Source organism: Vibrio sp. E150_011, assembly GCF_053544015.1.
Genome location: NZ_JBHFOL010000008.1, coordinates 219,411 through 242,080, shown reverse-complemented (window position 1 = coordinate 242,080; position 22,670 = coordinate 219,411). Strand labels below are relative to the sequence as shown.

Sequence of the window (22,670 nt, the reverse complement as noted above, 5' to 3'; positions counted from 1 at the left end):
GAATACCGGCCTGTCACGCCGGGGGTCGCGGGTTCGAGTCCCGTCCACTCCGCCACTTATACTAAGCCCTAGTCGAAAGACTAGGGCTTTTTTACGTCTGTACAAAATAAAAATTAAGATTATTAGTCTTAAAGTATTTATTTTCACATAGTCGTCGATGTCTGTGAGCGCTATTAATGTTAAGTGTTAAAAAAGCTCAAGTGGGTAGCTTGAGCTTCGGTTTAATGACGACTAGGTTCTACGTTACATTATTCAAATAGGTCGACGTGCAATCTTCTCACGGCCTCTTTTGCCACTTCGGCATCAAGTAAGAAACATAAATTATGTGGACTTGCTCCGTAACAAATCATGCGAAGGTTAAATGCTTCGAGCGTGCCAAACACTGCTTTCGCTGATCCTTTCTTCTCGCTCATTTTATTACCAATTAAGGCTACTAGACTCAGGCCTTGTTTGACTTCTACCGTACAGAGCTCTTCTAATTCTTGTTTTACATCAGCGGGTAGTTCAGGTGCATGACCACTTGTGTCGGTCTGATCGAGTGTTAATGAGACGCTTACTTCTGATGTGGTGATAAGATCAACGGAGATCTTATGCTTGGCAAGTATCGTGAAAACGTCTGCCAAAAATCCATAGGCTTGGAACATTTTAGGGTTACGTAGCGTAACCATCGTCTGATTATTACGAAGCGCTAGTGCTCTGAATAGAGGCGCGCTTTCTACAGTTTGACGAACCCAAGTTCCACCGTCTTGTGGTGCTTTAGATGAGCCCACAAAAACTGGAATTTGATGCCTTAACGCTGGTAAAAGAGTGGATGGGTGCAAGATTTTGGCACCAAAGTTAGCCATTTCAGAGGCTTCGCTAAAGCTAATCTCAGGGATAGGACGAGCATTGGGGGCAATTCTAGGGTCGGTTGTATAGATACCAGGGACATCAGTCCAGATTTCTAGCCCACTTGCTTCGACTGCTTCCGCAATAAGTGCTGCACTATAATCACTTCCTCCGCGACCTAGCGTTGTGGTCTCTCCATCAGCATCAGCACCAATGAACCCTTGTGTAATTACAACATGTTCCTGGCATAAAGGGATTAGCTTGGTGTCTGCGAGTATTTTTGTTGCTTCAAGGTCTGGCTCGGCTTTTCCGTAGTTACTATCTGTTCTTAGTACTTCACGAATATCAAATCGAATCGCGTTGATGCCACGTTCTTTCATAAGTTGTGAAAGGATGTGTGTTGACATTCTTTCACCACAAGCCACTAGGTGGTCGGTCAGTTTTGCGGTGACATCGATGCATGCTACTTCAGATAAAGTGGTGATTTTCTCTATGAGTGCATTAATACGATCTTTAATTGAGCTCGCGTCATTTAGGCTATCCATAATGTTGTCATGGATAGATCTTAGTTTATCGATAAGCTCTGCTCTTCGGGCATCATCTTTTACGCCGTTAGCAAGCTCTACCAATATATTCGTCACGCCTGAACATGCACTAATGACCACCAGTTTTGTTTCAGGATTATTTTCGATAATTTCAGCACAACGGCTCATTGCTTCGAAGTTGGCTACGCTTGTGCCACCAAATTTAGCTACATTGAATGCGCTCACAGTTTTCTCCAGGATTTCCAAATGTAATATCATGGGCAATTGCCCAACGTCCGATGTTTTGAAGAGAAATTAAGAGTAGAGGAATACAACAGTAGAATAGACCTCAGAAGCTCTTCACCAATGTGCTTGGTGACAGTTAAAGGGATTCAGCCCGTTTAACCGATAAACTAACTCATCAAATTTAGCTTATCTCGGCACTGCTCCCCATGGGTGATATGTATTGGAGTTGAAGCTCCACATTGTCACTTGCCTGGGCAGTGCTCCTCTTCTGCTTGATAACGTGTTTATTCAACGTTTTTACAATGAAAATGTCAATGAAGAACGTGTAAATTAATAAAAATACTAGAAAGCAAAGTTGTTGCGAAATTGTTGATTTAAGATGCGTTGTAGAACAAACTATTTATCCTTAGAGATCTTTTACTCATTATTATTAGAAAATAAAAGGATTTGTTATGACCATCTCTAGCTTTATCCCTCCACATCGAACGCTTATGGGGCCGGGCCCCTCTGATATCTCACCACAAGTTTTACAAGCATTGAGCCGTCCGACAATTGGCCACCTCGACCCGTTGTTTATCGGAATGATGGATGAGCTTAAGGTGTTACTCAAATATGCGTTTCAGACAGAGAATGACTTTACTATTGCTGTTTCTGCTCCTGGAAGCGCAGGTATGGAAACGTGCTTTGTCAATTTGATTGAACCTGGGGATAAGGTCATAGTCTGTCGTAACGGCGTGTTTGGCGACCGCATGAGAGAAAATGTGGTTCGCTGTGGCGGGCAAGCCATTGTTGTTGATGACGAATGGGGGCAGCCAGTTTCTATTGATAAAGTCGAACGAGCGATCGAAGAAAACCCTGATGCGGTCTTATTAGCCTTTGTACATGCTGAAACTTCTACGGGTGCGGTGAGCGATGCAAAGCGCCTAGGACAGATAGCAAAGAAAAATAATATGCTGACGATAGTCGATGCCGTGACTTCGTTAGGTGGCGTACCTTTGCTTGTTGATGAGTGGCAACTCGATGCGGTTTATTCAGGTAGCCAAAAATGTCTTTCATGCGTCCCTGGTTTATCACCAGTGACACTCTCACCTTTGGCGATTGAAAGAATCAAAACTCGGAAAACGCCGGTGCAAAGTTGGTTTCTAGACCAAAGTTTAGTGTTGGGGTATTGGAGCGGTGAAGGAAAGCGAAGTTACCACCATACTGCACCCGTCAACAGCTTATATGCACTGCACGAATCGCTAGTACTGTTGAAAAATGAAGGGCTTGAGCGCGCGTGGCAACGACACAAAGACATGCACTTATTATTGGCTGATGGTTTAGAGAAACTTGGGCTAACTTTTGTCGTCGAGAAAGAAAGCCGATTGCCTCAACTTAACGCCGTTTATTTTCCTGAGGGTGTCAATGACGCTGCTGTTCGTCAACAGCTTTTAGAAGAGTATAACCTGGAGATTGGTTCAGGCTTAGGCGCGCTTGCCGGTAAGGCATGGCGGATAGGGCTAATGGGGTATGCGGCACGCAAAGAAAACGTAGCGTTGTGCTTGAAAGCTCTCGAGTCTGTGTTGAAATAGTCTGCCGTCATATTAAATGAATAAAAAAAACCGAGAGTTATCACTCTCGGTTTTTTACTATAATAGCCAGCGTTAATAGAAGCTTATGTGAAGCTTAATCATTACTCATTAAAGTGAGGCAATGGTTTGTTTCTGTTCTTCTAGTTTAATTAACGTTTCTTTATAGCCGTCCAGTTTTTCACGTTCTTTAGTGATAACCGCTTCAGGCGCTTTTGCAACAAACCCTTCATTGCTTAGCTTGCCTTCAGTACGCTTAATCTCACCCTGAATCTTGCTCACTTCTTTATCGAGTCGTGCAAGTTCAGCATCCTTATCGATAAGGCCAGCCATTGGAATCATCAGTTCAGATTTTCCAACAAGCTTGGTGGCACAAGCCGGTGTTTCTTCTCCAACCGCTAAAATCTTGATGTCATCAAGTTTGGCTAGAGAGGTTAGGACGATCTTGTTTGCTTCGATACGAGTAGCATCCGTCTCATCAGCAACCTTGATCATCACCTCTAAGCCTTTGCTTGGTGCGATGTCATATTCTGCACGAAGATTACGAATTGCCGTAATGAAAGTCTTAACCCACTCAATGTCGTCAACGATTTCAGCATTGAAGTTATCTTCATTAAACTGAGGAAGTGCTTGAGTCATGATGGTCTCGCCTTCAACACCTTCAATCAATGGCTTAACACTCTGCCAGATTGATTCTGTGATATAAGGAAGCACAGGATGAGCAAGGCGCAACGTTTTCTCTAGAACCGTGATAAGCGTGTAACGCGTTGCTTGTTGTTGAGCTTCAGTACCCTTCCAAAGAACAGGTTTAGTTAGCTCTAGGTACCAGTCACAGAATTGGTTCCAGATGAATTCATAAAGCGTGTTTGCCGCCATGTCTAGACGGTAGTTGTCTAGGTGAGCGTTAAACTCTTTTGCTGCAACTTCAAACTGAGATTCAATCCACTTATCGGCAAGAGAGAACTCCATGTTTGCACGGTCTTCGGTAGACAGTGACATGCCACAATCGTGCTCTTCTGTATTCATCAGTACGTAACGACTTGCGTTCCATAGCTTGTTACAGAAGTTACGGTAACCCTCTAGACGCTTCATATCCCAGTTGATATCGCGGCCAGTTGAAGCCATAGCAGCAAGCGTGAAACGCAGCGCATCCGTACCGTACGGTTCGATACCGTTTTCGAAAGTCTTACGTGTTGCTTTCTCGATCTTAGCCGCTAGTTTAGGTTGCATCATGTTGCCACAACGCTTTTCTACTAACTCTTCAAGGCCGATACCGTCAATCATGTCGATTGGGTCAAGCACGTTACCTTTCGACTTAGACATTTTGTCGCCATTTTCATCACGGATAAGACCTGTCATGTAAACGGTTTTGAAAGGAACTTGAGCTTTGCCGTCTTCGTCTTTCACGAAGTGCATGGTCATCATGATCATGCGAGCAACCCAGAAGAAGATAATATCAAAACCCGATACTAGTACTTCAGATGGGTGGAATGTTTTCAGGGCTTCTGTATCTTCAGGCCAGCCTTGCGTGCCAAATGTCCAAAGTGCAGAAGAGAACCATGTATCCAGGACATCATTATCTTGCTTAAGCACAATAACAGGCGCTAGGTTATTCTTTTCACGCACTTCTTCTTCAGTGCGACCTACGTATACTTTTCCATCGTTGTCGTACCATGCCGGGATACGGTGGCCCCACCAAAGTTGACGAGAGATACACCAGTCTTGCACATCACGCATCCACGCGAAGTACATGTTTTCGTATTGCTTAGGTACGAATTGGATCTCACCATCTTCAACGGCTTTAACAGCAGGTGCAGCAAGAGGAGCGGTACGCACATACCATTGGTCAGTTAGCATTGGTTCGATAACCACACCACCACGGTCGCCGTAAGGAACGGTTAGGTCGTGATCTTTGATCTCTTCAAGAAGACCAAGTTCATCGAACTCAGCAACGATAGCTTTACGCGCAGCAAAACGCTCCATGCCTTGGTACTTAGCAGGGATCTCTGTTGAATAAACATCGCTTTCTTCGCCGTTAGTCGTGAATACTTCAGCAGCATCACGGATATCGGCGTTGAACGTTAGGATGTTGATCATTGGTAGGTTGTTGCGCTTACCTACTTCATAATCGTTAAAGTCATGAGCAGGTGTGACTTTCACACAACCCGTGCCTTTCTCCATGTCTGCGTGTTCATCACCTACAATAGGGATAAGGCGGTTAACAACAGGAAGTAGGATGTCTTTACCGATGAGATCTTTGTAACGAGGATCTTCTGGGTTAACCGCGACGCCAGTATCACCAAGCATGGTTTCTGGACGAGTCGTAGCAACGACAATGTAGTCTTTACCATCAGCCGTTTTTACACCGTTCGCTAATGGGTAGCGGAAGTGCCACATGAAACCTTTTTTGTCTTTGTTTTCAACTTCAAGATCAGAAATTGCAGTGTGCAGTTTAGGATCCCAGTTTACTAGACGCTTACCACGGTAGATTAGGTCTTCTTCGTATAGACGAACAAACACTTCTTGAGTTGCACCCGATAGGCCATCGTCCATTGTGAATCGTTCACGATCCCAATCAACAGAAGCACCAAGACGACGCAGTTGCTGGGTGATCGTGCCACCAGACTCTGCTTTCCATTCCCAGATTTTATCGATAAACGCTTCACGACCGTAGTCGTGTTTTGTTTTGCCTTCTTCAGCAGCGATCTTACGCTCGACAACCATTTGAGTGGCAATACCCGCGTGGTCGGTGCCGACTTGCCATAGCGTATTTTTACCTTTCATACGCTGTGCACGGATAAGCGTGTCCATGATGGTGTCTTGGAAGGCATGGCCCATGTGCAGGCTACCAGTGACGTTCGGTGGCGGGATCATGATGCTGTAAGCTTCTTTTGAGGTGTCACCGTGTGGCTTAAAGTAGCCTTTCTCTTCCCAAGCTTGATATAGGGCTTGTTCGATTGATGTTGGGTTGTATGTCTTTTCCATAGCGTTCTGGATACTTAACTTATTAATTCTGTGAAAGAAATCTGCCAAACCTTATAATTAAGCGTGATTATCGCTTACCTATAAGGATTGACCGTGATTAGGATTCGGTATGCTGAATCTCGATGGTCTGCAGCTGATAGCCTGCTTGTCGGTAAATTTTATACCTTTCTCGAGCAAGTTGCTTTGCTTTTTCTTCGCAAGGCACGAAGTCTACCACTTGAGCGAATGTCTGGGCAAAGGTTGAGTGCGTCTCGGCAACATTTATCACCAACTGACGATTCCAGCTCGGCTTTAAGCCATCAAATCCAATCTCTACAGGGGTGCCATTTTTAGGCCCCTCACCGACTAAATTGTGAGCGATAAACGCGCTAGCATCAATCTGCCAAAAGTATTCAGCCCAAGCTTCTGCGGAGACTTGGTCGGTGGCATTGAGATAGATTTTGGCACCTTGGCCAGTAAAGTGTCGGCAAAGATAATGGACATAAGCCAAAAAGCCTGGCTCTGTACTTTCCAAGCTTTCTTCTTCAACGATATAAAATGTTGCAGTTTGCATAACTACCTAAAAAGTAAAAGGGCCGTTAGGCCCTTTTTTTTATTCTTCAGTTTCGTGGCCACTTCGATTGAGTAAGAATTGGACAAGTAGGGAGACAGGGCGACCTGTTGATCCTTTCGCTTTACCTGATTTCCAAGCAGTGCCTGCAATATCTAAGTGTGCCCAATGATACTTCTTAGTGAAGCGGGATAAGAAACAACCTGCGGTAATTGTGCCACCAGGACGACCACCAATATTCGCCATATCGGCAAATGGGCTGCTAAGTTGTTCTTGGTACTCATCGGCCATTGGTAGGCGCCAAGCGCGATCGCCAGCCTGCTCTGAAGCGTTAACCAGTTCATGAGACAATGGGTTATGGTTAGAAAGGACACCACTGATGTGATGACCCAGCGCGATAACACATGCACCGGTTAGCGTTGCAACATCAACAACACATTCAGGTTCAAAGCGCTCAACGTAAGTAAGTGCATCACAAAGCACTAAGCGACCTTCTGCGTCGGTATTAAGTACTTCAACGGTTTGGCCTGACATTGTCGTTAGAATGTCACCAGGGCGATAAGCGTTACTGCCAGGCATGTTTTCACAGCCGGCAAGAATACCAATCACATTGATAGGCAGGTTCAACTTTGCCAGGGCTTTCATGGTACCCATGACAGAAGCTGCACCACACATGTCATACTTCATTTCATCCATGCCTTCACCTGGCTTGAGTGAAATACCACCTGAATCGAAGGTTAAACCTTTACCAATAAGTACGATAGGCTTTGCGTCAGAATCCGGGTTGCCTTTGTATTCCATTATAGACATCAGGGATTCATTTTTAGAACCGCGCCCAACGGCTAGATAAGAGGTCATCCCTAGCTTTTCCATCTCTTGCTCACCAATGATCTTGGTGGTGACCGTCTCGTAATCGTCAGCAAGACGACGAGCCTGAGACGCTAAGTAGGCTGGATTTGCAATGTTAGGTGGCATGTTGCCAAGGTCTTTAGATGTCTTAACACCTGATGCAATCGCAAGACCATGAGAGATGGCTTTTTCGCCTAGGTTTAATTCTCGGCGTGTTGGCACATTGAAGACGAGTTTGCGCAAAGGACGGCGAGTTTCTGGTTTGTTGCTCTTGAACTGATCAAACGTGTAAAGACCATCTTTGGTTGCTTCAACGGCTTGACGTACCTTCCAGTAGGTATCACGACCTTTAACGTGTAACTCAGTTAAGAAACAAACGGCTTCCATTGAACCGGTTTCATTCAAGGTGCTGATTGTTTTTTGGATGATTTCTTTGTACTGACGTTCACCCAATTCTCTTTCTTTGCCACAGCCAACTAAAAGTACACGCTCTGAGAGCACACCTGGTACTTGATGCAATAGCAGCATTTGCCCTGGTTTACCTTCTAGGTCACCACGGCGTAGCAAAGAGCTAATATAGCCATCACTGATTTTATCAAGCTGCTCTGCAACCGGAGACAGACGACGTGGCTCAAATACACCAACGACAATGCATGCACTGCGTTGTTTCTCTGGACTGCCACTTTTAACACTAAACTCCATGCGTACTCCTACATCCTAAAGACAAATAGAACTAAATGTTGGATAATCAATTATCAATGTTTGAATCATAGTCCCCAATTCGGCCTATAATCGTAAGATAAGAATTGATCCAAAAAGTAAAAAATAAAAGGTTTATCCGAAAACTATAGCGATTCAACCAAAAAAACAAGTTTTGTATAGGTGTTTTCACTGTGATTATTGTTAGATATTTGATCAGAGAAACAGTTAAGAGCCAATTAGCGATATTTTTTGTGCTCTTTTTAGTGTTTTTCAGTCGTCAATTTATCAATGTGCTAGCGGATGCTTCTGATGGAGATATACCCGCTGGCCTGATTATGACTCTCGTGGGTATTAGTATGCCCACGATGGGGTTACTGATGTTTCCGTTAAGTATCTACATTGGTATTTTGGTCACTTTCGGACGGCTTTACGCTGAAAGTGAAATAACAGTGATGAATGCAACCGGGATTGGAAATAAATTTCTGATTCAGGCCGCCATGTATTTAGCGTGCATTACGTGTGCGCTTGCGGCGTTTAATGCGTTTTGGCTGGCACCGTGGACACAAGAACAAGAAGTGCAAATTCGTGAAAAGTTGGCGTCGGAAAACTCGGTCGACTTATTGCAAACCGGGCAGTTTCAGCGTACTCCGGATGGTACCTCTGTGGTGTTTATCGATAGCATTAAGAACAAAAAGCTCGAAAATGTGTTTGTTGCCCAATTGAGCCCCCAAGATTCTGTGTTGCCGAGTGTTATTTCATCAAAATCAGGTGAAGTGAAAGAACTCAGTGATGGCCGACAGATTATCGCGCTGCATGACGGTGTGCGTTATGAAGGCGCGCCTACACGCTTAGAATATATGGTCACCGAGTTTTCGGATTACGAAGGCATGATAGGGCAGCGTGAGGCACAAGCTCGAGGACGTTCATGGATGGCAATTCCAACATTAGAGTTAATGTCTAATCCAGATCCAAAAGCGCAAGCTGAATTGCATTGGCGAATTTCATTGGTGATTTGTATTCCGTTGCTCACGATGCTCGTTGTGCCATTGTCTGCCGTGAACCCTAGGCAAGGGAAATTTGCAAAAATGGGCCCCGCCATTTTAGTTTATTTCACTTACTTCTTAGCAATCAGTGCGATGAAATCATCATTGGAAGATGGCTCTATTCCGTCATATATCGGCCTGTGGCCAATCAATATTGCGCTTTTGTTGGCCGCCATTATGGTCAATGCTTATGATACAGTCGGCATGCGTCGATTGAGAGAGAAGTTTAAGCAAAAGCGCTATAAACGGAAAAAGGCAGCCTAGACTATGTTCAAAATTTTAGATGTTTATGTTGGCCGGACCATTATTACGACAATTTTGTTGGTGCTTGCTGTTTTCGTTGGGCTTTCTGCCGTCATTAAATATGTTGAACAGCTTCGAGCGGTTGGTGAAGGCAGTTATGACCTCCTCACTGCGTTGTATTTTGTGGTGCTTGGCATTCCTCGGGATGTGGAATTGTTTTTTGCTATGGCGTCACTATTAGGGTCTTTGATTGGGTTAGGAATGCTCGCAAGTAGCTCTGAGCTGGTGGTTATGCAAGCGGCAGGGATCTCAAAGGTTCGTATCGGGCTATCGGTATTAAAAACCGCCGTACCGTTAATGGTTATTGTGATGGCCTTAGGGGAATGGGGGGCGCCGACGACTCAACAGATGGCAAGGGACCTCCGACTTCAGGCCACATCAGGGGGGAGTATCGTCTCTGTCAGAAACGGTGTCTGGGCTCGCGATGGGAATGACTTTATTTTTATCTCTAGTGTTAACGGCAATACATTGACCGGACTTAACCTTTGGCGTTTTGGTGCAGATAAAAAACTGACCAGTACTATTTATGCTGAGACTGTTGATTATGTTGGTGATAATGATTGGGTAATGAACAATGTTCAAATCACTAACCTAGAAAACTCTGAGGTGTTCTCCAAACAAAGTTACCCCACTTATCAATGGGAGACCTCATTGGTACCCGATAAGTTAACGATTGTTACTGTTGATCTAAATGAGCTACCAATTAGTGGTTTATATGATTATATGAAGTATCTCAAGGCATCAGAGCAAGATGCCTCTCGTTATGAGCTTGCGTTTTGGAGAAAAGCGACACAGCCGATCTCGGTTGGCGTTATGATGTTAATGGCATTATCGTTTGTCTTTGGCCCCTTACGCAGTGTGACGATGGGGGCTCGAATTCTATCTGGCGTGGTAGCTGGATTTACATTTTACATATCGAGTGAGTTTTTTGGTCCACTCAGCTTAGTTTATGGTATTCCACCAGTATTTGGCGCGCTGGGTCCAAGTCTTGTATTTTTACTCATTGCCACATTATTGTTACGTCGGAAATTGTAATGTCGACGGCTTACTTTAATGCAATAAAATTGATTGTGAATGGGTAACCGAGCCTAGATTTTGTTTGTGTTCACCCACTTATGTTCATGCATAAAAAAACGCTGAGAGTAATCTCAGCGTTTTTTTATTGGTGTCTTACCCTAAACAGGGTGAGCATTTTATTCGTCAAACCTTGACCATCTTAATTAGTATTGGTCTTCTGACCATCCATCACTGTCGGACATATCTGGCGCACCAGGAATCGCATTTTCTTCATCTGCCCATTCACCAAAGTCGATCATTTGGCATTGCTTAGAGCAAAAAGGTCGAAAGGGGCTGTCTTCAGCGCTCCATATCACGTCAGTTTTGCATTGTGGGCATTGTACAATGGTTGGTTTAGTCATAGTCGTTCCGCATTTACATTTTAGTCTCGGACAATGAGCTTTTAGCTACAAACGGCCAGCTCAAATTCAACGTCGTTAGGGTAGGCTTGTCCGGATTCAAAGGCAATAAATTTGATAGCAAATCTATTTTTATGACCTGATATCATTGGGTACACGCCGCACTCCATAGGAATGCTGAGTCTAAGAATGTTAGCGTCTTCTGCATCACTTTGATAAAAGCCAGCACGAGCAATCTGTGGCTTTAATCGCCCTGTCTCTCTCGTGAGTTTAAGCCACATATTTAAGGCGTTCATCAAAGGCTTTAGGTTATTGAGCCACTTTTCTGTGTCATGCATACGCTTTTCGAGTGGAAGGTGAAGCCAATAATGCAAAGAGGGTAAATCAAAGCAGCAAGAACCGCCAGGCAAGCCAAAGCGTTGACGAATCGTGCTAAGGAAGCGATCTTCTCTTAGTGATTGCCCAAAGCGTTCTGCCATCATTAGGTCTTTATGTGCGACGTCGATATCCCGAAGAAGGTTACCTAGCATATCTTGGTCAACATCATCAATGTTCAACCATGATCGATAGGTTTGTCTTTGTTTCTCCAGATCTTTCGCTAATTCGCTTTTGAGCTGCATCTGCTCAAATATCTCCAACAAATCAAACAGTGATTTAAAGAAAATCTGATGCTGATAGCTGTCTGAAAATGACGAAGAATGCTGAAGCTGTCTCAGAAGAGATTCAACTCTTAGGTAAATTCTGGTTTTCTCGTTAAGAGGGTGTTCGAATCTATTTGTGGTCATTTTGCTAGCCTTTAAACGCTTCCCTGTTATTTTCACCGATTTTGACTGCACAATGCTAGGTACTTTTGGTGTAATTGTGTGACTTGGGACAAAAGTTGAGCGTTGTTTGTATTATTATCAATCACATCATCAGCATACGCTAATCGAGTTTCTCGATCAGCCTGTGATTTGAGTATAGAACGCACTTGTGATTCTGGTACACCGTCCCGTGTCATTGTTCGGTAAATTTGTGTTTCCTGAGTGACATCAACAACCAAGACACGATCTGCCATATTATTTAAGCCGTTTTCAATCAACAACGGTACGACAAAAAGTGTATAGGGGCTCTGCGATGCTTGCAGCATTATCTGCATTTGCTCACGAATCATCGGGTGCAACAAGTTATTGAGCCACTTTTTGTCGTCGTCACTGGCAAAAATACGTTCGCGCAATGCATGGCGATCGAGTTCTCCAGTCGATAATAATATCGATGAGCCGAAGTGTTTTTCGATAGCCTTGAGGCCATGAGAACCCACGGCGACAACGTCTCTGGCGACCACATCAGCATCAACTAATTCAATATTGAATTGGTCACGAAAAAGATTAGCAACGGTGGTTTTTCCACTCGCAATGCCTCCAGTTAACCCAACTACAAAACTCATCAGCTCATTCCAACAAAAGAAATTAAATAATAGTGAATAATCGTGTCACCCCAAAGTGCACTAACCCAACCAGCAATCGCGAGGTATGGCCCAAATGGAAACATCATATCAATCCCTTTCTTTTGTAGGCGAAGTTGAATGATGCCAAACACCACACCGACCACAGAAGAAAGCAATACAATAAGCGGTAGATGAGACCAGCCGAGCCAAGCGCCAAGCGCAGCGAGCAGCTTGAAATCGCCATACCCCATACCTTCTTTTCCGGTGAGCAGCTTAAATCCCCAGTAAACAGACCATAGACATAAATATCCCATCATTGCTCCTATGATGGATTCATTAAGAGAGATGGGAGAAATGCCAAATAGAGCACAGGCAATACCCGCCCACATCAAGGGTAATGTCAGTTGATCGGGGAGTAACATCGTATCCAAATCGATAAATGTGGCACTGATAAGAACAAAAGTAAAAACGATTAAGGCTAGACTATATTCGCTATAGCCCATTTGTATTGCTACCGTTGCCGCGAGAACAGCGGTAAGGATTTCAATGCACGGATAACGAGCACTAATTCTATTCTGACACTCACGACATTTTCCACGAAGCAATAGCCAGCTGATGACGGGGATATTATCAATAATCCGTATCGCGGTATGGCACTTCGGACACGTAGAATGAGGAAGGCTTAGGTTAAATGTTCCTTCAGGTGGCGTAATATGATGCTCAGGAAATGCTTCAGAACACTCTTGACGCCAACCGCGTTCCATCATTATAGGCAATCGGTGGATAACGACATTGAGAAAGCTGCCCACGATAAGCCCAACGATGGCGGCGAAGACCGGATAGAGCCAAGGATAATAACTGAAGATGTCCATGAATACGCGCGCGCCGTTAATAAATGATATGAATCGCTTATGTTATCCTATTACGGACATTAAGTTAAAGATGGGTAAGTACATCGCTACCACTAACCCACCGACTATGGTGCCCAAAAAAACTATAATGAAGGGCTCGAGAATTTTTCCTAGGTTATCGACGGTGTTATCAACCTCAAATTCATAAATTGCCGCGATTTTATTGAGCATGTCATCGAGTTGTCCTGACTCTTCACCAATCATCACCATTTGTAGCACCATTTCAGGAAAAGCCTCCGCATTACGCATGGCGAGGTGTATGGGAGTACCTGCCACAACGTCACTATGAATGGATAATATAGATTGTTGATAATAGGTACAGTCTGCGGTTTTAGCGCTGGCCTGAATACTAGAAAGGATGGGGATACCAGAGCTAAAGCTGGTAGCAAGTGTTCGACTGAATTTCGCAATCGATGCCTTGCTAATGATGCCACCGATGACAGGAAGACTCAGAGAGTAGCGGCTAGTATGAAACTTGAAGCGAGCGTTGTGTTTTCTCATCTGTCGAAAACCAAGCATACTGGCGATAAGGCTGCCTATTAATAAGGTCCCATTAGCTTGTAGCCAATGGGAGGCCATTAGTATCTGTAATGTGAACCAAGGCAGCGTCGCATTGAAGCCCTTGAACATACTTTCAAACTCTGGAATGACTTGAGTGAGCATTAAAAAAGTCACAAGAAATGAAACCAGTACCACCATTCCAGGGTAGATAAGTGCCTTGATGACCTTTGACTTCAGAGCTTCTTGTTTCTCTCTATACACAGCGAGACGTTCAAATACATCGGGTAAGGTACCTGATGCTTCACCCGTCGCCACCATATCAACATAAAAGCTGTCAAAATGAACGCTCGCCATTTGCATTGCCTGTGAAATCGGGGTTCCAGCTTCAATCGCCTTACCTATTTGTCCTAGCGCCGACTTCATCTCAGCTTTGGTGTGATTATCCGCAATGAGCCTTATCGCGTGAATGATTGGGATGCCAGTACTGAGCATCGTGGCAAGCTGTCGCGTGAGGGTTGTGATGTCTTGCCGTTCAATCCTGTGCGTAATTTTGGTCCAAAACGAGACACTGTGTCGGGTTATTTTTTTAATTTTAACATGCTGGTTTTTGAGCTTGTCCCTAACTTCGTTTTCTGTCATGGCCAGCGTATGACCAGACACCTTTTTACCTGCGCTGTTGATGCCTTTCCAGCGAAAGGTTTTCAGTGAAATAGCTCGAATCTTAGCCATTGGCATTCCTTTCATCGTGATGTAAAGAGGGCTTGTGGGCAAGGCCTGTGCATTGTTGACCTAAAAGTAGAGAACGCGCTGCAGCTCTTTAAAGCTGGTAACCCCTTGTTCCAATTTGGCGATGCCAGACTGTTTTAAGCTGAGCATACCTTGCTCGGTCGCGATAGATTCCAGCTCTTGAATACTCGCATGTTGCATGATCGCTTCTGCGAGTTCCGCTGTGAATGGCATGACTTCGTGGATTCCTGTGCGCCCCGCATACCCATTATTACAGGCATTGCAGCCTTTCTCGTTGGCTTGATAAATAGTGACGGATGGCGATAAGGCGAGAGAGTGTTGTAACCCGAGCGGTAGTATTTGTGGTGTTTTACAATGAGCGCAGAGTTTGCGAGCCAGTCGTTGTGCGATGATTAGGGATAAGGATGAGGCAAGGTTGAAAGCATCGATCCCCATGTTTTGCAATCTAACCACGGTTTCTACTGCTGAATTGGTGTGTAAAGTAGAAAGCACTAGGTGTCCTGTCTGAGCGGCTTTGACCGCAATCTCAGCGGTATCAACATCTCGAATTTCTCCCACCATCACAATATCGGGATCTTGCCTTAGAAAAGATCGTAGCGCTTCAGAGAAACCAAAGCCAATTTTAGGGTTGACTTGGACTTGGTTGATACCATCAAGATGGATCTCGACCGGATCTTCTGCCGTTGATATATTGCATTCCGGCGTATTGAGAATGTTCAATCCCGTGTAGAGTGAGACGGTTTTTCCGCTGCCAGTCGGGCCCGTGATCAGGATCATTCCTTGGGGTTTGTTTAACGCATTGAGGTAGAGTGTGCGTTGGTGTTTGGTATAGCCAAGCTGATCAATATTTAAACTTGCCGATCCGCCATCGAGGATCCGCAATACAATCTTTTCTCCCCACATCGTGGGCAGTGTAGAGACTCGCATATCGACGGCTGCCTGCTCAGACAGCTTGAGTTTAATTCGACCATCTTGCGGTAAACGCCGCTCAGCAATATCGAGCTTGGCTAAAATTTTAATGCGGGCAGAGAGGCGTCGGCTTAGGTGTCCAGCAGGCTGGTGGGTTTCAATTAAAATACCGTCACAGCGTAAGCGAATGCGGTAGACGTGTTCATAGGGCTCGAAGTGGATGTCGGACGCTTTCTTGCGAACGGCGTCAATGAGCACTTGTTGGATAAAGCGGCTGACAGGTGATTCATCGAGGCTTAAGTCCTCGATGTTGTCTATTTCTGCATCGGTGACTTGCACCAAGTTAGCTAAGTCATCAGACGTCAGATCTTTACTGTTGTTTTGCCAAGCATCTCCGGTATCACCATACAAGCGACGAACGGCAGCCCGAATGTCTTGATGGCTGGCTAAGACGAGCTCTATTTGCAGACCAGTGGCAAAGCGAAAGTCATTCTCAACATGGTGTAAGGTTGGATCGCCAATCGCGACAGTGAGAACACCATTAAATTGAGAAAGTGGCAACGCGTTGTGATTGGTAATGGCATCGCGTAGCCCTAAACGTTGGCACAGCTCAGTAAAATCAAAATCATCAATGAGCGTAACCGCAAGGCCAAACAATAAGCTTAGCTGGTGGGTTAATTCCTGCGGTGTGAATAGATTAAGCTCAAGCACCGCATCGGGCGCGGAACAGCCCGATGTGGCGATGAGATCTAACACCGACTCCGCTTGCGCAGGGCTAATTAGGCTAGCGTGCTGCAAGATAGAGGGGAGGTTGGATTGCATTTATAGATTTGAATCTTCAGAGCATCCTTTGGGTAAGACTCCTGAGTTTTCTGAAGCTGTACTTTTACAACTCCAACCACCATTTTCGTCTCGAATTAATCCAAGCTTTTGTCCCTTAACAGAAGGGCTTGAGTTTGGTATATCAGAGAAGGCTATGACAACGCTTCCTGCTGCACTCACCGTCCCCTGAACTGACGTAATTGCATTACTTATCGAGGATGGAAAACCCAGTAGTTCTTTAACGCCATTTTGGCTAGAATTTGGGAAGCTTCCTTTTTCTAATGTGTAAGTTTCTACGTTTGTTTTTAAACCTGACAGTGTAGCTAAAGCTGAAGCGGCTTCAGATTTACCAACATACTTTTGATACTGAGGAAGGGCAACCGCTGCCAACACGCCAATCACCGCAACTACAATCATCAGTTCAATCAAGGTAAAGCCTTGTTGCTTAAAATTTTTTTTCATCATCTTGTCCTTAGAATAGTGATACCTAGCTACAGTAGAGAGCAGGCCATGCGCAATAAAGTGCACATTGGTTGAGCTACGAGTGAGTCGGGAAATTATTGGAATGCGTTGCACGGTATGCAGGAGAGCTTGCGAGTGGGGTTGGAGTTTGGGTTGTAGGCAGAGTAAGAGCGGTGCTATGGCCCTGTGGCCCTATGGTTTAGGGGAAGAGCAGTTCCTAGTTCCTAGATGGGGATACTGAATTAACAGTATTATTTGACAGGTTGAGCATTAAACGTAGTCCAGGACCACAGGACCACAGACATAAAAAAAGCGAAGCCTCATTAGACTCCGCTCAGTTTATTTTTCCTCCAGGCCCCAGGACCCTGCTCCTAAACCGCTCTTACCCTTTAAACCTCATCGACAAATCCATCGCTTTTAAATGCTTAGTCAATGCACCAACCGAAATGTAATCCACCCCCGTCTCAGCAAACTCTTTGATGGTATCCATCGTTACGTTCCCTGAATTTTCTAGTGCGGCGCGGCCTGCGTTGATTGCTACCGCCTCACGCATCATCTCTTGAGTGAAGTTATCGAGCATGATGATATCAGCGCCGGCCTCGATAGCTTGTTTAAGCTCTGTTAGTGATTCGGTCTCTATTTCTACTGGTTTTCCCGGGTTCAATTGCTTAGCCGTTTCAATGGCCTTAGCGAGGCCTCCACAAGCAATGATGTGGTTTTCCTTAATTAGGTAAGCATCGAATACGCCAATACGGTGGTTGTGACCACCGCCACAAGCAACAGCATATTTCAGCGCACTGCGTAAGCCTGGAATCGTTTTACGGGTATCAAGCAAGCGACACTGGGTGTGCGCTATTTTTTCCGCGTATTGGGCGGTAGTCGTCGCGCAACCAGACAGTGTTTGAATAAAGTTCATCGCATTACGTTCACCCGTTAAAAGAATTCTCGCAGGGCCTGTCATGGTGCAAAGGACTTGATTAGGTTCAACTTTATCGCCGTCGCTGACGTGCCAATCAATATTCACTTCACCACCCAGTTGCTTGAAGACTTCATCAGCCCACATCTGTCCACAAAAAACACCGTGCTCACGGGTAATAATGGTCGCCACGTTTTGGGTGTCGGCTGGGATTAAACTGGCCGTAATATCTGCGGTAACATCTAGCGTTCCACCCAAATCCTCACGAAGTGTATCGGCGACGGCACGGGTAATTTCGGTAGGGAGTTGTTGCTTTAAATACTCGAGGCGTTCTTGGCTATTATGTGTGTTTTTCATCGCTTAAGGCATCTGTATGGGGGAACAAAGTGGGCATGATACTCTGGCTTGTTTGGAATTTCAGCATCAATTCTCGCATTTTATTGGTTGTTGGATAAAATCATAGCCACCTAGCGTAGATGGATGCCGTTAATATGCAGAACACAGATAGACCACAAATGACCCCTTCCCGTTTATCTATTGATGAGCTTGGGTGGTATTTACCTGCACGGCAGGTGCCGTCACCGCATTTTGACGAGCGCGATGATGAACAAGATATCTCATTGCTGGTGGTCCACAACATCAGTTTGCCGCCGGGTCAGTTTGGTGGTGATCATATTGAGGCTTTTTTTCAAGGTCGTCTGGATGCGAGCCTTCATCCATTTTTCAAGGTTATTGAGCATGTACGGGTGTCTGCGCATTGTCTTATTCGCCGCGATGGTGAGGTGGTGCAATTTGTGCCTTTTACTGCTCGCGCTTGGCATGCTGGTGTCTCGAGTTTTGCCGGAAGATCGCGATGCAATGACTACTCTATTGGCATTGAGCTTGAGGGGACCGATTATCTGGCCTACACCGAAGCTCAGTACCTGAGTTTGGGCGCACTCAGTGCTGCCATTATGTCTCGTTATCCTAAAATCACTCCGCAACGCATTACAGGGCATCAATACATTGCGCCGTTGAGAAAGACCGATCCTGGCCTTGTCTTTGATTGGTCAAAATTCAAACAGCTAATGTAATAAAATATTAATCTCATCAATAGCTTGCCTAACATTAGAACGCTTTTATTTATTTTGTTACTCAAATTATAAATCCCCCCCTTTCGCGACTTGACGTGGTTTTTGATATTGATCAAGTTTTCTTGTATGACAAATGTCTTTCTTAGTTATTGATTTTTAATGAGTTTTCTAGCACGAAAAATTCCCTATAGGTTTCGTGTATGTAATTGGTCTGACCATGGGTGTTGATGTTTTAATCTATAAATGTTTCATGGCTGTTAACGCAAGCCTGCTTCTATGATTTGAATCAATTTTTCACTAGACATTTACGTTTTAAATGTGTTAATTTTTAGCCCAACTTGAAATTGGTAATACCAATTGTCAGCATGAGAAAAGTAGAACTATAGACATGGCTTATCAAAGGATTCGTCAGCCCAAACTTTCGGATGTTATCGAACAGGAACTTGAGCGGTTGATCGTCGAAGGAACGCTTTCAGCAGGACAACAGCTCCCGCCTGAGCGTGAATTAGCAAAACAATTTGATGTTTCTCGACCTTCCATTCGAGAGGCAATTCAGCGCTTGGAAGCAAAGCGTTTGCTGACTCGCAGACAGGGTGGTGGAACGTTTGTAAGTGATAATATTTGGAAAAGTTTTTCAGATCCTTTGCTAGAGCTCCTATCTTCACATAATGAAACTCAGCTCGACTTGCTAGAAGCTCGTCATGCGATGGAAGGTATCTCTGCTTACTTTGCTGCACTACGTGGTACCGAAGAAGATTTTGCTCAAATAGAAAGCTGCTTAGAAAACATCAGTGAAGTGCAGGCAACAAAAAATGTAGATGCTGAAGCTTCTGCTGTGATGGCCTTTCTTATTGCTTTAACGGAAGCCGCCCATAATGTGGTGCTACTTCATATAGTACGCAGCTTAGCTCCGCTACTTGAGCAAAATGTTCTACAGAATTTAAAGTTATTACATCGCCGCACAGAAGTGTCGGAGAAAGTCAGTAAACATAGAGCTAATATTGTGGATGCGATTGTTTCTGGTCAGCCAGAAAAGGCACGAGAAATGTCGCACTCTCATTTAGCGTATATCGAAGAAACATTGTTGGATTTGACTCGAGAAGAATCGCGCCGAGAGCGCTCTTTACGTCGAATTCAACAGGGTAATGAGTCGTAATTAAACGGCCCATTAAATGTTTAGTAGAATCCAACTAATAAAAGGATAGACCGCCATGTCTGACATGAAGCATGACGTTGATGCTCTAGAAACTCAAGATTGGTTAGAAGCACTAGAGTCAGTAGTACGCGAAGAAGGCGTTGAACGTGCACAATATTTACTAGAACAAGTTCTAGACAAAGCACGTTTAGACGGCGTTGATATGCCAACCGGCATCAACACGAACTACATCAACACCATCCCAGCAGCACAAGAGCCAGCTTACCCTGGTGACGTCACTCTTGAGCGTCGTATTCGTTCGATTATTCGCTGGAACGCAATCATGATCGTATTGCGTGCTTCTAAGAAAGACCTAGACCTTGGTGGTCACATGGCTTCTTACCAGTCAGCTGCAGCGTTCTACGAAGTCTGTTTCAACCACTTCTTCCGTGCTCCAAATGAGACGGACGGTGGCGATCTCGTTTATTACCAAGGTCACATCTCTCCAGGTATCTACTCTCGTGCATTCGTTGAAGGTCGTCTAACTGAAGAACAGCTAGATAACTTCCGTCAAGAAGTGGATGGTAAAGGTATCCCTTCTTACCCGCACCCGAAACTGATGCCTGAGTTCTGGCAGTTCCCTACTGTATCTATGGGTCTTGGTCCTATCTCTGCGATCTACCAAGCGCGCTTCCTTAAGTACCTTGACGGCCGTGGCCTGAAAGAAACTTCAGCGCAACGCGTATACGCGTTCCTAGGTGACGGTGAGATGGATGAGCCAGAATCTCGTGGCGCTATCTCTTTCGCTGCGCGTGAGAAGCTAGACAACCTATGTTTCCTAATCAACTGTAACCTACAGCGCCTAGACGGCCCTGTAATGGGTAACGGTAGCATCATCCAAGAACTTGAAGGCCTATTCAAAGGCGCAGGTTGGAACGTTGTTAAAGTTATCTGGGGTAGCAACTGGGATTCACTACTGGCTAAAGACACGACTGGTAAGCTTCTTCAACTCATGAACGAAACTATCGATGGTGACTACCAGACATTCAAATCTAAAGATGGCGCATACGTACGTGAGCACTTCTTTGGTAAGTACCCAGAAACAGCTGCACTAGTTGCAGACATGACTGATGACGAAATCTTCGCGCTTAAGCGTGGTGGTCATGACTCTTCTAAACTGTTTGCTGCATTCAACAATGCAAAAGAGACAAACGGTAAGCCAACGGTAATCCTAGCTAAGACTGTTAAAGGTTACGGCATGGGTGATGCAGCTGAAGGTAAGAACATTGCACACGGTGTTAAGAAAATGGACATGACTCATGTTCAACACCTGCGTGATCGTCTAGGCCTAGAAGACATTCTTTCTGATGAGAAAATCACAGAGCTTCCTTACCTTAAGTTAGAAGAAGGTACGCCTGAGTACGAATACATGCACGCTCGTCGTAACGCTCTACACGGTTACACGCCTGCTCGTCTTCCTAAGTTTACTCAAGAGTTCAAGGTTCCTGAGCTAGACGCATTCGCCCCTCTATTGGGTGAACAGAAGCGTGATATCTCTACAACGATGGCTTATGTACGTACGCTAAACATCCTTCTTAAAGATAAGAACATTGGTAAGAACATCGTTCCTATCATCTGTGATGAAGCTCGTACATTCGGTATGGAAGGTCTATTCCGTCAGGTTGGTATCTACAACCCACACGGTCAAGAATACACACCTGAAGATAAAGGCATTGTTTCTTACTACAAAGAAGCAACGTCTGGTCAAGTTCTTCAAGAAGGTATCAACGAACTAGGTTCTATGGCTTCATGGGTTGCGGCTGCAACGTCATACAGCACAAACGATCTACCGATGATCCCGTTCTACATCTACTACTCAATGTTCGGTTTCCAACGTATTGGCGACATGGCTTGGTTAGCAGGCGACCAACAAGCTCGTGGCTTCCTACTAGGTGCGACTGCAGGTCGTACAACACTGAATGGTGAAGGTCTACAGCACGAAGATGGTCACTCGCACATTCAAGCGAACACGATCCCTAACTGTATCTCTTACGACCCAACGTTTGCTTACGAGCTAGCGGTTATCATGCAAGACGGTATCCGTCGCATGTACGGTGAGAACCAAGAGAACGTTTACTACTACCTAACAGTAATGAACGAGAACTACGCAATGCCAGCAATGCCAGAAGGCGCTGAAGAAGGTATTCGTAAGGGTATCTACAAGCTTGAATCTCACGCTGGTGCTAAGGGCAAAGTTCAACTAATGAGCTCTGGTACTATCATGAACGAAGCGCGTAAAGCGGCTGAAATTCTAAGCGAAGAGTACGGCGTAGCCTCTGATGTGTTCTCTGTGACGTCGTTCAACGAACTGACTCGTGACGGCCAAGCGGTAGAGCGTGACAACATGCTTCACCCAGAAGCTGAAGAGAAAGTACCGTACATCACGACTGTTCTTGGTAAAGAACCTGCAATCGCAGTGACGGATTACATGAAGAACTACGCTGAGCAAGTACGTGCGTACATGCCAACTGAGTCTTACAAAGTACTTGGTACAGATGGTTTCGGCCGCTCTGACAGCCGTGCAAACCTACGTCGTCATTTTGAAGTTAACGCAGGCTACATTGTTGTTGCAGCGCTAACTGAGCTAGTTAAACGTGGTGATATTGAGAAATCTGTGGTTGCTGAAGCTATCGCTAAATTCGATATCGACACTGAAAAAACTAACCCGCAATACGCATAAGACTTCCATTAAGAT

The 22,670-nt window shown here is 44.9% G+C and carries 18 protein-coding genes and 1 riboswitch; of the genes, 6 read left to right on the top strand and 12 right to left on the bottom strand.

The window, feature by feature from the left end:
- Positions 1 to 248: 248 nt before the first annotated feature.
- The gene (gene lysC, locus ACE1OE_RS14500) at positions 249 to 1,598 is read right to left on the bottom strand and encodes a lysine-sensitive aspartokinase 3 (RefSeq protein WP_102469760.1); all 1,350 of its coding nucleotides are present in this window, start codon (positions 1,596 to 1,598) and stop codon (positions 249 to 251) included.
- 99 nt (positions 1,599 to 1,697) lie between these two features.
- A riboswitch (Lysine riboswitch) is annotated at positions 1,698 to 1,874 on the bottom strand.
- A 176-nt stretch (positions 1,875 to 2,050) separates the two neighbouring features.
- Here lysC and ACE1OE_RS14495 point away from each other — a divergent pair.
- Complete coding sequence (locus ACE1OE_RS14495) at positions 2,051 to 3,169, top strand: pyridoxal-phosphate-dependent aminotransferase family protein (protein WP_102469761.1); 1,119 nt, start codon at positions 2,051 to 2,053, stop codon at positions 3,167 to 3,169.
- Between the two features lie 108 nt (positions 3,170 to 3,277).
- Here ACE1OE_RS14495 and ACE1OE_RS14490 read toward each other — a convergent pair whose 3' ends face one another.
- From ACE1OE_RS14490 to pepA, 3 genes are all read right to left on the bottom strand, one after another.
- A complete protein-coding gene (locus tag ACE1OE_RS14490; protein ID WP_449211475.1) occupies positions 3,278 to 6,151 on the bottom strand; it encodes a valine--tRNA ligase in 2,874 nt (957 codons plus the stop codon).
- A gap of 97 nt (positions 6,152 to 6,248) precedes the next feature.
- Positions 6,249 to 6,704, bottom strand: a complete 456-nt coding sequence (locus tag ACE1OE_RS14485) for a DNA polymerase III subunit chi (RefSeq protein WP_449211474.1) — start codon at positions 6,702 to 6,704, stop codon at positions 6,249 to 6,251.
- A gap of 39 nt (positions 6,705 to 6,743) precedes the next feature.
- Positions 6,744 to 8,252, bottom strand: coding sequence for a leucyl aminopeptidase (gene pepA, locus ACE1OE_RS14480; protein WP_102469764.1), 1,509 nt, complete (start codon positions 8,250 to 8,252; stop codon positions 6,744 to 6,746).
- Between the two features lie 191 nt (positions 8,253 to 8,443).
- Between pepA and lptF the strand changes: the two genes are divergently transcribed.
- Entirely contained in the window at positions 8,444 to 9,559 is a 1,116-nt protein-coding gene (gene lptF, locus ACE1OE_RS14475; protein WP_102469765.1) for an LPS export ABC transporter permease LptF, read from the top strand.
- Between the two features lie 3 nt (positions 9,560 to 9,562).
- Positions 9,563 to 10,633, top strand: coding sequence for an LPS export ABC transporter permease LptG (lptG, locus tag ACE1OE_RS14470; RefSeq protein ID WP_102469766.1), 1,071 nt, complete (start codon positions 9,563 to 9,565; stop codon positions 10,631 to 10,633).
- Between the two features lie 185 nt (positions 10,634 to 10,818).
- On the opposite strand, the gene yacG is transcribed toward lptG, so the two are convergent.
- The 8 genes from yacG to nadC all read right to left on the bottom strand — a co-directional run bounded on the left by yacG (position 10,819) and on the right by nadC (position 18,064).
- Positions 10,819 to 11,016, bottom strand: coding sequence for a DNA gyrase inhibitor YacG (gene yacG, locus ACE1OE_RS14465; RefSeq protein ID WP_102469767.1), 198 nt, complete (start codon positions 11,014 to 11,016; stop codon positions 10,819 to 10,821).
- A gap of 41 nt (positions 11,017 to 11,057) precedes the next feature.
- On the bottom strand, positions 11,058 to 11,798 hold the full coding sequence (gene zapD, locus ACE1OE_RS14460) for a cell division protein ZapD (protein WP_102469768.1): 741 nt from the start codon (positions 11,796 to 11,798) through the stop codon (positions 11,058 to 11,060).
- A 32-nt stretch (positions 11,799 to 11,830) separates the two neighbouring features.
- Positions 11,831 to 12,439 (bottom strand): dephospho-CoA kinase, encoded by a 609-nt coding sequence (coaE, locus tag ACE1OE_RS14455; RefSeq protein WP_102469769.1) that lies wholly within the window; start codon positions 12,437 to 12,439, stop codon positions 11,831 to 11,833.
- On the bottom strand, positions 12,439 to 13,311 hold the full coding sequence (locus tag ACE1OE_RS14450; RefSeq protein WP_449211473.1) for a prepilin peptidase: 873 nt from the start codon (positions 13,309 to 13,311) through the stop codon (positions 12,439 to 12,441). The genes coaE and ACE1OE_RS14450 overlap by 1 nt, the downstream gene beginning before the upstream one ends.
- A gap of 42 nt (positions 13,312 to 13,353) precedes the next feature.
- Positions 13,354 to 14,580, bottom strand: a complete 1,227-nt coding sequence (locus tag ACE1OE_RS14445; RefSeq protein ID WP_449211472.1) for a type II secretion system F family protein — start codon at positions 14,578 to 14,580, stop codon at positions 13,354 to 13,356.
- A 60-nt stretch (positions 14,581 to 14,640) separates the two neighbouring features.
- On the bottom strand, positions 14,641 to 16,329 hold the full coding sequence (pilB, locus tag ACE1OE_RS14440) for a type IV-A pilus assembly ATPase PilB (RefSeq protein ID WP_449211471.1): 1,689 nt from the start codon (positions 16,327 to 16,329) through the stop codon (positions 14,641 to 14,643).
- Positions 16,330 to 16,794, bottom strand: coding sequence for a pilin (locus ACE1OE_RS14435; protein ID WP_449211470.1), 465 nt, complete (start codon positions 16,792 to 16,794; stop codon positions 16,330 to 16,332).
- A 379-nt stretch (positions 16,795 to 17,173) separates the two neighbouring features.
- Entirely contained in the window at positions 17,174 to 18,064 is an 891-nt protein-coding gene (nadC, locus tag ACE1OE_RS14430) for a carboxylating nicotinate-nucleotide diphosphorylase (RefSeq protein ID WP_102469774.1), read from the bottom strand.
- Positions 18,065 to 18,198: 134 nt separating this feature from the next.
- Between nadC and ampD the strand changes: the two genes are divergently transcribed.
- The 3 genes from ampD (at position 18,199) to aceE (ending at position 22,655) form a co-directional block, all read left to right on the top strand.
- On the top strand, positions 18,199 to 18,780 hold the full coding sequence (gene ampD / locus ACE1OE_RS14425; RefSeq protein ID WP_449211469.1) for a 1,6-anhydro-N-acetylmuramyl-L-alanine amidase AmpD: 582 nt from the start codon (positions 18,199 to 18,201) through the stop codon (positions 18,778 to 18,780).
- Positions 18,781 to 19,168: 388 nt separating this feature from the next.
- A complete protein-coding gene (gene pdhR / locus ACE1OE_RS14420) occupies positions 19,169 to 19,936 on the top strand; it encodes a pyruvate dehydrogenase complex transcriptional repressor PdhR (RefSeq protein WP_372059854.1) in 768 nt (255 codons plus the stop codon).
- Positions 19,937 to 19,991: 55 nt separating this feature from the next.
- Positions 19,992 to 22,655: a pyruvate dehydrogenase (acetyl-transferring), homodimeric type gene (aceE, locus tag ACE1OE_RS14415; RefSeq protein ID WP_449211468.1), complete on the top strand. Its 2,664-nt coding sequence runs from the start codon at positions 19,992 to 19,994 to the stop codon at positions 22,653 to 22,655.
- The last annotated feature ends 15 nt before the right edge of the window (positions 22,656 to 22,670 follow it).

What these genes read in the sequence shown, in the direction of transcription:
- ACE1OE_RS14435 (WP_449211470.1), bottom strand. Translation starts at nt 16,794, where the DNA reads ATGATGAAAAAAAATTTTAAGCAACAAGGCTTTACCTTGATTGAACTG.
- ACE1OE_RS14450 (WP_449211473.1), bottom strand. Translation starts at nt 13,311, where the DNA reads ATGGACATCTTCAGTTATTATCCTTGGCTCTATCCGGTCTTCGCCGCC.
- ACE1OE_RS14490 (WP_449211475.1), bottom strand. Translation starts at nt 6,151, where the DNA reads ATGGAAAAGACATACAACCCAACATCAATCGAACAAGCCCTATATCAA.
- coaE (WP_102469769.1), bottom strand. Translation starts at nt 12,439, where the DNA reads ATGAGTTTTGTAGTTGGGTTAACTGGAGGCATTGCGAGTGGAAAAACC.
- aceE (WP_449211468.1), top strand. Translation starts at nt 19,992, where the DNA reads ATGTCTGACATGAAGCATGACGTTGATGCTCTAGAAACTCAAGATTGG.
- ampD (WP_449211469.1), top strand. Translation starts at nt 18,199, where the DNA reads ATGCAGAACACAGATAGACCACAAATGACCCCTTCCCGTTTATCTATT.
- pilB (WP_449211471.1), bottom strand. Translation starts at nt 16,329, where the DNA reads ATGCAATCCAACCTCCCCTCTATCTTGCAGCACGCTAGCCTAATTAGC.
- lptG (WP_102469766.1), top strand. Translation starts at nt 9,563, where the DNA reads ATGTTCAAAATTTTAGATGTTTATGTTGGCCGGACCATTATTACGACA.
- ACE1OE_RS14485 (WP_449211474.1), bottom strand. Translation starts at nt 6,704, where the DNA reads ATGCAAACTGCAACATTTTATATCGTTGAAGAAGAAAGCTTGGAAAGT.
- nadC (WP_102469774.1), bottom strand. Translation starts at nt 18,064, where the DNA reads ATGAAAAACACACATAATAGCCAAGAACGCCTCGAGTATTTAAAGCAA.
- pdhR (WP_372059854.1), top strand. Translation starts at nt 19,169, where the DNA reads ATGGCTTATCAAAGGATTCGTCAGCCCAAACTTTCGGATGTTATCGAA.
- ACE1OE_RS14445 (WP_449211472.1), bottom strand. Translation starts at nt 14,580, where the DNA reads ATGGCTAAGATTCGAGCTATTTCACTGAAAACCTTTCGCTGGAAAGGC.
- ACE1OE_RS14495 (WP_102469761.1), top strand. Translation starts at nt 2,051, where the DNA reads ATGACCATCTCTAGCTTTATCCCTCCACATCGAACGCTTATGGGGCCG.
- zapD (WP_102469768.1), bottom strand. Translation starts at nt 11,798, where the DNA reads ATGACCACAAATAGATTCGAACACCCTCTTAACGAGAAAACCAGAATT.
- yacG (WP_102469767.1), bottom strand. Translation starts at nt 11,016, where the DNA reads ATGACTAAACCAACCATTGTACAATGCCCACAATGCAAAACTGACGTG.
- pepA (WP_102469764.1), bottom strand. Translation starts at nt 8,252, where the DNA reads ATGGAGTTTAGTGTTAAAAGTGGCAGTCCAGAGAAACAACGCAGTGCA.